A 12,707-nucleotide genomic window follows, 5' to 3' on the forward strand; every position below is an offset into this window, starting at 1 on the left:
GCTGCTCGCTAGCGGACATGCGCAGTTCGTAGGGGGGATGACGCTCTTTTCATCCACCACAACGATGCGATCACGCCCTGGTGGATGGATGAAGCGCCATCCACCCTACCAACGCCCCGCGTAGGTGCGCCGCGCGTACCAGGGGCCCAAACGCAAAAGCCCCGGCACTGGGGCCGGGGCTTGCGGGTGTTGCCGGAGGCGCTTAGAACTGCGCGGCGTCGAGCAGGTACAAGCTCTCGCTACCGGCCTTGACCGAGGCGCTCAGCGAGTGGATGCGCGGCAGCAGGCGGGCGAAGTAGAAGCGCGCGGTGCCCAGCTTGCTGGCGTAGAACTCGTCCTGCCCTTCCTTGCCCAGTGCGGCACGCGCCATCAGTGCCCACATGTAGGCATAGGCGGTGTAGCCGAACACCTGCAGGTACTCCACCGACGCCGCGCCGATCTCGTTGGGGTTGCCCTTGGCGCGGTCCAGCACCCAGGCGGTCAGCTCATCCAGGTTCTGCACGGCAGCTGCCAGCGGCTTGGTGAACTCGTCGAGATTGGCATCGGCCGAAGCGATGAAGGCCTTGATCTCGTCGGCCAGGTGCTTGTAGTAGCTGCCGCCGCTGCCGACTATCTTGCGCCCCATCAGGTCCAGCGACTGGATGCCGTTGGTGCCTTCGTAGATCTGGGTGATGCGGCAGTCGCGCACCAGCTGCTCCTGGCCCCACTCGCGGATGAAGCCGTGGCCGCCGAAGATCTGCTGGCCGTGCACCGTGGTTTCCAGCGCCATGTCGGTGAGGAAGGCCTTGGCCACCGGGGTCAGCAGCGCCACCAGTTCCTCGGCACGCTTGGCGGTGTCCTTGTCCTCGCTGTACTTGGCGGTGTCGAGCTGCATGGCGACGTAGCTGGAGAAGGCGCGACCGCCCTCGTTCAGCGCCTTCATGGTCAGCAGCATGCGGCGCACGTCCGGGTGCACGATGATCGGGTCAGCAGCTTTGTCCTTGGCCACCGGGCCGGTCGGCGCGCGGCTCTGGATGCGCTCGCGGGCGTATTCGATGGCGCTCTGGTAGCTGCGCTCGCCCAGGGCCAGGCCCTGGATGCCGACGCCCAGGCGCTCGTAGTTCATCATGGTGAACATGGCCGCCAGGCCCTTGTTCACTTCGCCGACCAGGTAGCCGGTGGCGCCGTCGAAGTTCATCACGCAGGTGGCCGAGGCCTTGATGCCCATCTTGTGTTCGATCGAGCCGCAGCCCAGGGCGTTCTTCTCGCCCAGCGAACCGTCGGCGTTGACCATGAACTTGGGCACCAGGAACAGCGAGATGCCCTTCGGCCCGGCCGGTGCGTCCGGCAGCTTGGCCAGCACCAGGTGGATGATGTTCTCGGTCAGGTCGTGCTCGCCACCAGTGATGAAGATCTTGGTACCGGAAATCTTGTAGCTACCGTCGGCCTGGGGTTCGGCCTTGGTGCGGATGATGCCGAGGTCGGTACCGGCGTGCGGCTCGGTCAGGCACATGGAACCGGCCCAGACGCCGGCGTACATGTTCGGCAGGTACTGCGCCTTGAGCGCTTCACTGGCGTGGTTGAGGATCGACAGGCAGGCGCCGGCGGTGAGCATCGGGTACAGGCCGAAGGACAGGTTGGCCGAGTTGACCATTTCCTCGACCTGGGCGCCGATCACCTTGGGCATGCCCATGCCGCCGAACTCCGGCGAGCCGCCAACGCCGACCCAGCCACCCTCGGCGTAGGTCTGGTAGGCCTCGGGGAAACCGGCCGGGGTCTTCACCGCGCCGCCTTCCCAGCTGCAGCCTTCCTCGTCGCCGCTGCGGTTCAGCGGGGCGATGCTGCCGGCGGTGACCTTGCCGGCTTCTTCGAGGATGGCGCTGGCGGTCTCGGCATCGACCACCTCGGCCAGGGCCGGCAGCTCGGCCCAGAGCTTGGAGACTTCGAAAACTTCATTGAGCACGAAGCGCATGTCGCGCAGGGGGGCTTGGTAATCGGCCATATTGCAATCTCTCGGATGATGCGGGCATGCACGATGCCGTGATGGATGAAGTGCCGGCCGGATCAGCCGGCGCCAAGCGCCGGCCAGGCCAGCGGCAGTGAGCGCTCGCGCGGCGCTGGCTCGAGCAGGCTGTCCAGGGCCGCCAGTAGCAGCGCGCCGACGGCGTCCTGGCGCTGCTGCGCGGTCAGGTCCGGGCACGCCGGCGGCAGGTTGTTGAGCCAGGTGACCAGCGCCTGTACGCCGAACCGCAGGCGAGCCGGCGCCCCGCCCGCTCCGGCCTCCAGCAGCAGGTGCGCCAGGCGCTCTTCGTAGGCTTCGCGCAGCCCCTGGATACGCCGGCGATGGGCCGGCGTCAGGCAGCGCAACTCCTGCTCGGCCAGCTGAAACTGGGCCGGGCGCCGTTCGTGCAAGGCGATATGGCGTTGCAGCAGCTGCTCCAGGCGCTCCCGGGCACTGCCCCTGGCAACACGACGCGGCGCGCCCAGCAGTTCCTCGTAGAGCTCCTCGATCAGCTCGAACAGCAGCTGTTCCTTGCTCTCGAAATGGTGATAGAGCGAGCCCGCGGCCATGCCCAGGTGCAGGGCCAGCTCGCGCATGCCGACCTGGGCGAAGCCGCGCTCGGCGAACAGCGCCAGCGCCTTGCCGCGCAGGGTCTCGAGCCTGGTTTCAGCGCACGCACCGGCCATGGCGGCTCACACGCGCTCGAAGATCGCGGCGATACCCTGACCGCCGCCGATGCACATGGTCGCCAGGGCATAGCGGCCGCCGACCCGATGCAGTTCGTGGATGGCCTTGGTGACGATGATCGCGCCGGTGGCGCCGATCGGATGGCCGAGGGAAATGCCCGAGCCATTGGGGTTGACCCGCGCCGGGTCGAAGTCCAGCTCACGGGCCACGGCGCAGGCCTGGGCGGCGAACGCCTCGTTGGACTCGATCACATCCAGGTCGGCCACCGTCAGGCCGGCGCGCCGCAGCGCCAGGCGCGTTGCCGGAATCGGCCCGAGCCCCATCAGCTCGGGCTCGACGCCGGCGTGGGCATAGCTGACCAGGCGCGCCAGCGGGCGCAGATTGTCGCTCTTCACCGCCGCGCCGCTGGCCAGCAGCAGCGCCGCGGCGCCGTCGTTGAGGCCCGAAGCGTTGCCGGCGGTCACCGTGCCGCCCTGCTTGAAGGCGGTCTTCATCGCCGCCAGCTGCTCCAGGGAGACATCGCCGCGCACATGCTCGTCGACCTCGAACAGCTGCACGCCTTTGCGGCTCTTCAGCTCCACCGGCACGATCTGGCTGGCGAAGCGCCCTTCGGCGATGGCGCGGGCGGCGCGGCGCTGGCTCTCCAGGGCCAGCTCATCCTGCGCCTCGCGGCTGATGCCATGGCGCTCGGCCACGTTCTCGGCGGTGATGCCCATATGGATGCGCTGGAAGGGGTCGTGCAGCACGCCGAGCATATAGTCCTGCGCCTGCATGTCGCCCAGGCGCGCGCCCCAGCGCGCGGCGGACATCAGGTAGGGCCCGCGGCTCATCGACTCGGCGCCGCCGGCGATGGCCACCTCGGTGTCCCCCAGCAGCAGGCTCTGCGCCGCCGAAATCACCGCCTGCAGGCCGGAACCGCAGAGACGGTTGACGTTGAAGGCCGGGGTTTCCTTGGACAGGCCGGCATTGAGCGCCGCCACTCGGGCCAGGTAGGCATCGCCCGGTTCGCTGGCAATCACATTGCCCAGCACCACATGCCCGACCCGCTCCGGTGCGCAACCGGCGCGCTGCAGGGCCGCGCCGACGGCCGTGGTGGCCAGTTGCGACAGCGCGACATCCTTGAGCGAGCCGCCGAAGGAGCCGATGGCGGTTCGTGCAGCGCTGACGATGAAGACTTCAGGGGTAGACATGGCGGGCTCCGTTGCAAGGGGTATCGGTTGCAGCGGCGTCCACCCGAGGGTGACGCCGCCGCATGCGCCAATCTAGGGGCAACGCCGCGAGGCGTCTTTTCATTTGATGACAATCTGCAGTCATTCCATGACAAACCCGAAAGACTGTCGACACTATCATGCCACGCAATTGACCAGACCCATTTAAATGGGTAGTTTTCGTGCATATTAATAAATATTGTCGACACTAAGTCATCACCCAGCAAAGCGATCGCCGCCTGCGAGGAAAGGTGGCGGACCGCGCCGCATCGGCTACCACGCCTTCGAGCACAAGCTCGACGCGCTGTTCGCCACAAAGAAATGACGCTCATAACACCGCTGCGATCGGGCAAGCCCCGCCAGCACCCGGCTACCCAGTCCAGGCCCTGTCAGATCGGCCTTCTGTCCCGAGGAATCACACCGTGCTTGAAACCTACCGCCACCATGTCGCCGAACGTGCCGAGCAGGGCCTGCCGCCCCTGGCGCTGAATGCCGAACAGACCGCCGCCCTGGTCGAACTGCTGAAGAACCCGCCAGCCGGCGAAGCCGCCTTCCTGCTCGATCTGATCAGCCACCGCGTCCCCGCCGGCGTGGACGAAGCCGCCTACGTCAAGGCCGGTTTCCTCTCTGCCGTGGCCAAGGGCGAAGCCACTTCCCCGCTGATCAGCAAGCAACGCGCCGTCGAGCTGCTGGGTACCATGCAGGGCGGCTACAACATCGCCACCATGGTCGAGCTGCTGGACGACGCCACCCTGGGCGCCGTTGCCGCCGAGCAACTCAAGCACACCCTGCTGATGTTCGACGCCTTCCACGACGTCGCCGAGAAGGCCAAGGCCGGCAATGCCGCGGCCAAGGCCGTGCTGCAGTCCTGGGCCGATGGCGAATGGTTCACCGCCCGCCCGGCGCTGGCCGAGAAGATCACCCTGAGCGTGTTCAAGGTGCCCGGCGAAACCAACACCGACGACCTGTCGCCGGCTCCGGACGCCTGGTCGCGCCCGGACATCCCGCTGCACGCCCTGGCCATGCTGAAGATGGCTCGCGACGGCATCGTGCCGCAGCAGCCCGGCGCGGTCGGCCCGCTGGCACAGATCGAGGCGGTCAAGGCCAAGGGTTACCCGGTGGCCTATGTCGGCGACGTGGTCGGCACCGGCTCCTCGCGCAAATCCGCCACCAACTCGGTGCAGTGGTTCTTCGGCGACGACATTCCCCATATTCCGAACAAGCGCGCCGGCGGCTTCTGCTTTGGCAACAAGATCGCCCCGATCTTCTACAACACCATGGAAGACGCCGGCGCCCTGCCAATCGAATTCGACGTGGCCGCCCTCGATATGGGCGATGTGATCGACCTCTACCCCTACGCCGGCAAGGTCTGCAAGCACGGCACCGACGACGTCATCACCACCTTCGAACTGAAGACTCCGGTGCTGCTCGATGAAGTCCGCGCTGGCGGCCGTATCCCGCTGATCGTCGGCCGTGGCCTGACCGAGAAGGCGCGTGCCGAACTGGGCCTGGCCCCCTCCAACCTGTTCAACAAGCCGCAAGCGCCGGCCGACAGCGGCAAGGGCTTCACCCTGGCGCAGAAGATGGTCGGCCGCGCCTGCGGTCTGCCGGAAGGTAAAGGCGTGCGTCCGGGCACCTACTGCGAACCGAAGATGACCACCGTCGGCTCCCAGGACACCACCGGCCCGATGACCCGCGACGAGCTGAAAGACCTGGCGTGCCTGGGCTTCTCCGCCGACCTGGTGATGCAGTCCTTCTGCCACACCGCGGCCTATCCCAAGCCGGTGGACGTCACCACCCACCACAGCCTGCCGGACTTTATGCGCAATCGCGGCGGCGTCTCGCTCAAGGTAGGCGACGGCATCATCCACAGCTGGCTGAACCGCATGCTGCTGCCGGACACCGTCGGCACCGGCGGCGACTCGCACACCCGCTTCCCGATCGGCATCAGCTTCCCGGCCGGTTCCGGCCTGGTCGCCTTCGCTGCCGCCACCGGCGTCATGCCGCTGGACATGCCGGAATCCGTGCTGGTGCGCTTCAAGGGCAAGATGCAACCCGGTATCACCCTGCGTGACCTGGTCCACGCCATCCCCTACTACGCCATCCAGAAAGGCCTGCTGACCGTCGAGAAGAAGGGCAAGAAGAACATCTTCTCCGGCCGTATCCTCGAGATCGAAGGCCTGGACAACCTGACCGTCGAGCAGGCGTTCGAGCTGTCCGATGCCTCCGCCGAGCGTTCGGCTGCCGGTTGCACCATCAAACTGCCGGAAGCGGCCATCGCCGAATACCTGCAGTCCAACATCACCCTGCTGCGCTGGATGATCAGCGAAGGCTACGGCGATGCCCGCACCCTGGAGCGTCGTGCCCAGGCCATGGAAGCCTGGCTGGCCAAGCCGCAGCTGCTGGCCGCCGATGCCGACGCCGAATACGCCGAGATCATCGAGATCGACCTGGCCGAAGTGACCGAGCCGGTGCTCTGTGCACCGAACGACCCGGACGACGCCCGCCTGCTGTCCACCGTGGCCGGCGACAAGATCGACGAAGTGTTCATCGGTTCGTGCATGACCAACATCGGTCACTTCCGCGCTGCCGGCAAGCTGCTGGACAAGGTCAAGGGCGGTATCCCGACCCGTCTGTGGCTGGCCCCGCCGACCAAGATGGACGCCCACCAGCTGACCGAAGAAGGCTACTACGGCATCTACGGCAAGGCCGGTGCACGCATGGAGATGCCGGGGTGCTCGCTGTGCATGGGCAACCAGGCGCGCGTGCAGACCGGCTCCACCGTGGTCTCCACCTCCACCCGCAACTTCCCCAATCGCCTGGGCGACGCCACCAACGTCTACCTGGCCTCCGCCGAACTGGCCGCGGTTGCCTCGATCATCGGCAAGCTGCCGACCGTCGAGGAGTACATGGTCTATGCGAAGGATATCGATAGCATGGATGGCGACATCTACCGCTACCTGAGCTTCGACCAGATCGCCGACTTCCGCGAAGCGGCGGCCAACGCCAAGATCCCGCTCGTGCCGGCCTGATCCCAGCGCTGTAGAACAAGCCCCGCCCCGTGCGGGGCTTGTTTATTGGGTGGCATATCGCGCGCCATACGGCGCGCCGCCAACCACTGAGCCTGCAATCTAGCGCGGCAAGATCTCTCCTGGATTTCACTGCTCATGGCCGGCGTACCCGAGGGGCCCACCGACGGCCGGCGGCTTGACCGGGTGCCGGGCAAACCAAATACTGTACATATAAACAGTATTCGGACGATTTCAACGCCATGCCTTCCGTGGTCGCCCTCGAGCACCTCTTCGACAGCCGCCGCCTCTGGCGCGCCCAGGACGTTGCCCGCACGCCCAGCGGCCAAACGACCGGCCATGCCGCGCTGGACGCCCTGCTGCCCGGCGGCGGCTGGCCCGAGGCGGCGCTGAGCGAGCTGCTGGTGGCCGCCCCCGGTATCGGCGAACTGCGCCTGCTGTGGCCAACCCTGGCGCGTCTGACCCAGGCCGGCGAGCGCGTGGTGCTGGTCGCCCCGCCCCATCTGCCCTACCCCCAGGCCTGGCTGGCGGCGCAGGTCGATCTGCGCCAGCTGAGCATCGTCCATGCCCAGGGGCGCGACGCGCTGTGGGCGGCCGAGCAATGCCTGCGCTCGGGCAGTTGCGGCGCGGTGCTGTGCTGGCCGCAGCAGGCCGAGGATCGCGCCCTGCGCCGCCTGCAGGTGGCGGCCGAGACCGGGCAGACCCTGGCCTTCGCTTACCGCCCGCTGGGCGAGGCGATCAACCCGTCACCGGCGGCCCTGCGCCTGGCCATCGAGGCCCGGCCGGCGCAGCTGCGCGTACTCAAGTGCCGCGGCGGCCTGGCGCCGGCACAGCCGCTGCCGACCGCGGGCTGGTCCTGAAATGAACCCGCTCTGGGCCTGCATCCTGCTGCCGCAGCTGGCGCTCGATGGCGTCATGCGCCAGCGTGCCGAACCGACCGAGCCGCTGGTGCTGCTCGGCGGCCCGCCACAGCGGCGCGTGCTGCAGGCGGTCAACCCGGCGGCGCGCGCGCTGGGCCTCAAGCCCGGGCAGCTGCTCAGCGCGGCCCAGGCGCTGACCCGCGGCTTCGCCAGCGCCGACTACGACCTCGCCGCCATCGAGCGCTGGCAGCAGTTCCTCGCCGCCTGGGCCTATGGTTTCAGCGCCCAGGTCAGCCTGCACTACCCGCGCTGTCTGCTGCTGGAGGTGGGCTCCAGCCTCGGGCTGTTCGGCCCCTGGCCGCGCTTCGAGGCGCGCCTGCGCCGCGAACTGGGCGAGCTGGGTTTCCAGCAGCGCATCACCCTGGCGCCCAACCCGGTCGCCGCGCGCATGCTGGCCAACGTCCACGACGGCCTGGCGATCGGCGACGCGGCCGAGCTGCGCGCCGCGCTCGAACGCCTGCCGGTGGAGCGCATCGGCCTGTCCCGCGAGACCGCCTCCGCCCTCGCCCGCATGGGCCTGCGCAGCCTGCAGCAGTTGCTCGCCCTGCCACGTGACGGCCTGGCGCGGCGCTTTCCGGCCGAGCTGCTGCGCCACCTCGACAGCCTGCTCGGCGAACGGGCGCTGGCCCTGGAGTTCTACCGCCCGCCGGATCGCTTCGATGCGCGCATCGAGCTCAACTTCGAGGTCGAGTCGCACCAGGCGCTGCTGTTTCCGCTGCGCCGCCTGACCGCCGATCTGGCCGCCTACCTGGCCGGACGCGACAGCGGCGTGCAGCGCTTCACTCTGCATCTAGAGCACCGCAATCGCCCGGCCAGTCAGCTGGTGGTGGGCCTGCTCAGCGCCGAGCGCGATCCGGCCATGCTGCTGGAGCTGACCCGCGGCCGCCTGGAGCAGCTGCAACTGCCGGCGCCGGTACTGGCGCTGCGCCTGGAGGCCCGCGAGTTGCCCGCCTTCGCCCCGCAGCACCGCCAGCTGTTCGACGAGCGACCGCAGCAGTCGCTGCCCTGGGAGCAACTGCGCGAACGCCTGCGCGCCCGCCTCGGCGACGAGGCGGTGCAGGGCCTCGGCGCCCGCGCCGATCACCGCCCGGAGCTGAGCTGGCAGGCCGAGAGCGACCGGCATACGCCATCGCTGCCCAGCGTCGGGCCGCGTCCCGGCTGGCTGCTGGGCGAACCTCAGCCGCTGGCCGAGGCCGGCCTGCTGATCCTCGCCGGCCCCGAGCGCATCGAATCCGGCTGGTGGGACGGCGGCGACCTGCGCCGCGACTATTACCTGGTGCAAACCCGCAGCGGCCAGCGCGCCTGGGCCTTTCGCCCGGTCGGCGGCGGAGGACCGCTGCAGCTGCACGGCTGGTTCGCATGACGCCCGACTACGCCGAGCTGCACTGCCTGTCCAATTTCAGCTTTCAACGTGGAGCCTCCAGCGCCCGCGAGCTGTTCGAGCGCGCCGCGCGCCTCGGCTACCGGGCCTTGGCGATCACCGACGAATGCACGCTCGCCGGCATCGTGCGCGCCTGGCAGGCGGCCAAGGAGAGCGACCTGGCGCTGATCGTCGGCAGCGAGATGCCCATCGAAGATGGTCCCAAGCTGGTGCTGCTGGCCGAGGACCTGGCCGGCTACCAGGCGCTGTGCCGGCTGATCACCGTCGCCCGGCGCCGCGCCGAGAAGGGGCGCTACCGCCTGCTGCGCGAGGACTTCGACGCGCCGCTGGCCGGCCTGCTGGCGATCTGGCTGGCCACACCGCAGGCCAGCGAGAACGAGGGCATCTGGTTGCGCCAGCGTTTTGCCGACCGCCTGTGGCTGGGCATCGAACTGCACCGCGGCGCCGACGATGCCGCCCGCCTGCGCCAGTTGCAGGCCCTGGCCGCGCGCCTGCAGATTCCCGCCCTGGCCTGCGGCGACGTGCATATGCACGCCCGCGGCCGCCGCGCCCTGCAGGACTGCATGAGCGCCATCCGCCAGCACCTGCCGGTGGCCGAAGCCGGCGCCTGGCTGTTTCCCAACGGCGAGCGCCACCTGCGCCGCCGCGAGGAGCTGGCCGAGCTGTATCCGCAGGCGTTGCTCGACGAGACGCTACGGGTGGCCGAGCGCTGCCGCTTCGAACTCGGCCAGCTGCAATATCAGTACCCGCACGAGCTGGTGCCGGCCGGCCACAATGCCTCCTCCTGGCTGCGTCATCGGGTCGAACAAGGCCTGCGCTGGCGCTGGCCGGATGGCGCCAGCGCCAAGGTGCGGACGCAGGTCGAGCACGAGCTGCAGCTGATCACTGAGCTGAAATACGAGAGCTATTTTCTTACCGTGCACGACATCGTCCGCTGGGCCCGCGAGCAGCACATCCTCTGCCAGGGCCGTGGCTCGGCGGCCAACTCGACCGTGTGCTTCGCCCTCGGCATCACCGAACTGAATCCGGACAACTCGGGCAGCCGGCTGCTGTTCGAACGCTTTCTCTCGCGCGAGCGCAACGAGCCGCCGGATATCGACGTCGACTTCGAGCACGAACGCCGCGAGGAAGTCATCCAGTACGTGTTTCGCCGCTATGGCCGCCAGCGCGCGGCGCTGACCGCGGTGGCCAGCACCTATCACGGCGCTGGCGCGCTGCGCGACGTGGCCAAGGCGCTCGGCCTGCCGCCCGATCAGGTCGGCGCCCTGGCCGACTGCTGCGGGCGCTGGAGCGACCGCATGCCGGACGCCGAGCGCCTGCGCGAGGCCGGCTTCGACCCGGACAGCCAGTCGCTGCACCGCATCCTCACCCTGGCCGGCGAGCTGATCGGCTTTCCCCGTCACCTGTCGCAGCACCCGGGCGGCTTCGTCATCTCCGAACACCCGCTGCAGACCCTGGTGCCGGTGGAGAACGCCAGCATGGCCGAGCGCACCGTGATCCAGTGGGACAAGGACGACCTCGACCTGGTCGGCCTGCTCAAGGTCGATATCCTCGCCCTCGGCATGCTCAGCGCACTGCGTCGCTGCTTCGCCCTGATCGAGCGCTACCGCGGCACGCGCTGGACCCTGGCCGGCCTGCCGCAGGAGGATGCGGCGACCTACGCCATGATCAGCCGCGCCGACACCGTTGGCGTGTTCCAGATCGAGTCGCGCGCGCAGATGGCCATGCTGCCGCGCCTGCGCCCGCAAAAGTTTTACGACCTGGTGATCCAGGTCGCCATCGTCCGTCCCGGGCCGATCCAGGGCGACATGGTCCATCCCTATCTGCGCCGGCGTAATAAAGAAGAACCGGTGGAGTACCCATCCAAAGAGCTGATTCCGGTGTTCGCACGCACCCTCGGCGTGCCGCTGTTTCAGGAGCAGGTGATGGAGCTGGCCATGGTCGCCGCCGACTACAGCCCCGGCGAGGCCGACGAGCTGCGCCGCTCGATGGCCGCCTGGAAGCGCCACGGTGGGCTGGAGCCGCATCGCCAGCGGCTGACCTCGCGCATGCTGGAAAAAGGCTACACGGCGGAATTCACCGCGCGCATCTTCCGCCAGATCGAGGGCTTCGGCAGCTACGGCTTCCCCGAATCCCACGCCGCCAGCTTCGCCCTGCTCACCTACGCCAGCTGCTGGCTGAAATGCCACGAGCCGGCCGCCTACGCCTGCGCCCTGGTCAACAGCTGGCCGATGGGCTTCTACAGCCCCGACCAGGTGCTGCAGGACGCTCGCCGCCACGGCATCGAGGTGCGCCCGGCGGACGTGCGCCACAGCGCCTGGGACTGCAGCCTGGAGCCAAGCGGCGGCGAGCAGCCGGCGATCCGCCTGGGGCTGCGCCTGCTGCGCGGCTTTCGCGAGGAGGCTGCCAAACGCATCGAGGCGGCGCGGCAGGCGGCGCCCTTCACCGATGTGGACGACCTGTGCCGACGCACCGCACTGGATGCCCGCGCCCGCGAGTGCCTGGCCGATGCCGGCGCCCTGCGCGGTTTGGCCGGCGACCGTTACCGCGCCCGCTGGGCGGTGGCCGGGGTGGAGCCGCAGCTGCCGCTGTTCGCCGGCCATCCGAGCCGCGAGGAACCCGTGGCGCTGCCGCAACCCACGGTCGGCGAAGACCTGCTGACGGATTACGCCACCTTCGGCACCACCCTCGGACCGCACCCGCTGGCGCTGCTGCGCGAACGGCTGAGGGCCAGGCGCTGCCGTAGCTCGCGTGAGCTGGGCGCGGTCGAACACGGCCGCCCGGTCAGCGTCGCCGGCCTGGTGATCGGCCGCCAGCGCCCGCAAACCGCCAGCGGGGTGATCTTCGTCACCCTGGAAGACGAGTTCGGCATGGTCAACGTGGTGGTCTGGCATGACCTGGCCGAGCGCCAGCGCCGGGTGCTGCTGCAGGCGCGGCTGCTGCGCATCGACGGCCACCTGGAAAGCGCCGACGGCGTGCGCCACGTCATCGCCGGGCGCCTGGTCGACCTGAGCCCGCTGCTGACCGGGCTCGACGTGAAGAGCCGGGATTTCCACTAGGGTGTCGACAGCCGGGAGAAAGCCAATCCCGACCTGACGCCCGAGAACGCGCACTGCCGACAAAGCCCGCCCGACAGGATGACGCCGCGCATCGCCAAGCTGAGCAAGCTCGCCCCGGCATCGCCATCCGCCGAACGCCCTTTCGTCTTGCCGTGGCGCAAGCGCGGGCTGTGGATCATGCCGCCAAGTGGTACCATTGCGCGCTTCACGCCGCGCTGGCTGCCCAGGGCATCCCCAAGCGCCGGCGATACGACGCCCGACAGACCACGCCAACACATGCCTGACGACAGGCCGGCCCCCATGGCTTCAGCGCAAGCCGGCCCGGGGCACCGCGTGTGGATGTTCCTCGACCTATACCCAGCGGCTGAACTCGGCCTTCAACAGGAACGAGTTCGCCCAGCTGCCTGCCACAAGCGACGTGGCAGGCGCGGGTGCAGGAACC

General features: G+C 68.9%; 7 protein-coding genes. 4 read left to right on the plus strand and 3 right to left on the minus strand.

Annotated features, from left to right (window positions below; translation table 11 throughout):
- Positions 1-202 precede the first annotated feature (202 nt).
- The 3 genes from ACIGFL_RS10895 to ACIGFL_RS10905 form a co-directional block, all read right to left on the minus strand.
- Positions 203-1,981: an acyl-CoA dehydrogenase C-terminal domain-containing protein gene (locus ACIGFL_RS10895; protein WP_397497188.1), complete on the minus strand. Its 1,779-nt coding sequence runs from the start codon at positions 1,979-1,981 to the stop codon at positions 203-205.
- A 62-nt stretch (positions 1,982-2,043) separates the two neighbouring features.
- Entirely contained in the window at positions 2,044-2,667 is a 624-nt protein-coding gene (locus ACIGFL_RS10900; protein WP_397497189.1) for a TetR/AcrR family transcriptional regulator, read from the minus strand.
- A gap of 6 nt (positions 2,668-2,673) precedes the next feature.
- The gene (locus ACIGFL_RS10905) at positions 2,674-3,858 is read right to left on the minus strand and encodes an acetyl-CoA C-acyltransferase family protein (RefSeq protein ID WP_397497190.1); all 1,185 of its coding nucleotides are present in this window, start codon (positions 3,856-3,858) and stop codon (positions 2,674-2,676) included.
- A gap of 440 nt (positions 3,859-4,298) precedes the next feature.
- Here ACIGFL_RS10905 and acnB point away from each other — a divergent pair, with 440 nt between their 5' ends.
- The 4 genes from acnB (at position 4,299) to ACIGFL_RS10925 (ending at position 12,265) form a co-directional block, all read left to right on the plus strand.
- Positions 4,299-6,908: a bifunctional aconitate hydratase 2/2-methylisocitrate dehydratase gene (gene acnB, locus ACIGFL_RS10910; protein ID WP_397497191.1), complete on the plus strand. Its 2,610-nt coding sequence runs from the start codon at positions 4,299-4,301 to the stop codon at positions 6,906-6,908.
- A 239-nt stretch (positions 6,909-7,147) separates the two neighbouring features.
- Positions 7,148-7,765 carry a translesion DNA synthesis-associated protein ImuA gene (gene imuA, locus ACIGFL_RS10915; protein WP_397497192.1) on the plus strand — a complete coding sequence of 206 codons (618 nt, stop codon included), beginning with the start codon at positions 7,148-7,150 and terminating at the stop codon, positions 7,763-7,765.
- Between the two features lies 1 nt (position 7,766).
- Positions 7,767-9,188 (plus strand): Y-family DNA polymerase, encoded by a 1,422-nt coding sequence (locus ACIGFL_RS10920; RefSeq protein ID WP_397497193.1) that lies wholly within the window; start codon positions 7,767-7,769, stop codon positions 9,186-9,188.
- Entirely contained in the window at positions 9,185-12,265 is a 3,081-nt protein-coding gene (locus ACIGFL_RS10925) for an error-prone DNA polymerase (protein ID WP_397497194.1), read from the plus strand. The genes ACIGFL_RS10920 and ACIGFL_RS10925 overlap by 4 nt, the downstream gene beginning before the upstream one ends.
- The last annotated feature ends 442 nt before the right edge of the window (positions 12,266-12,707 follow it).

The organism is Pseudomonas sp. NPDC077649 (assembly GCF_044542855.1).
Classification (GTDB): Bacteria; Pseudomonadota; Gammaproteobacteria; order Pseudomonadales; family Pseudomonadaceae; genus Aquipseudomonas.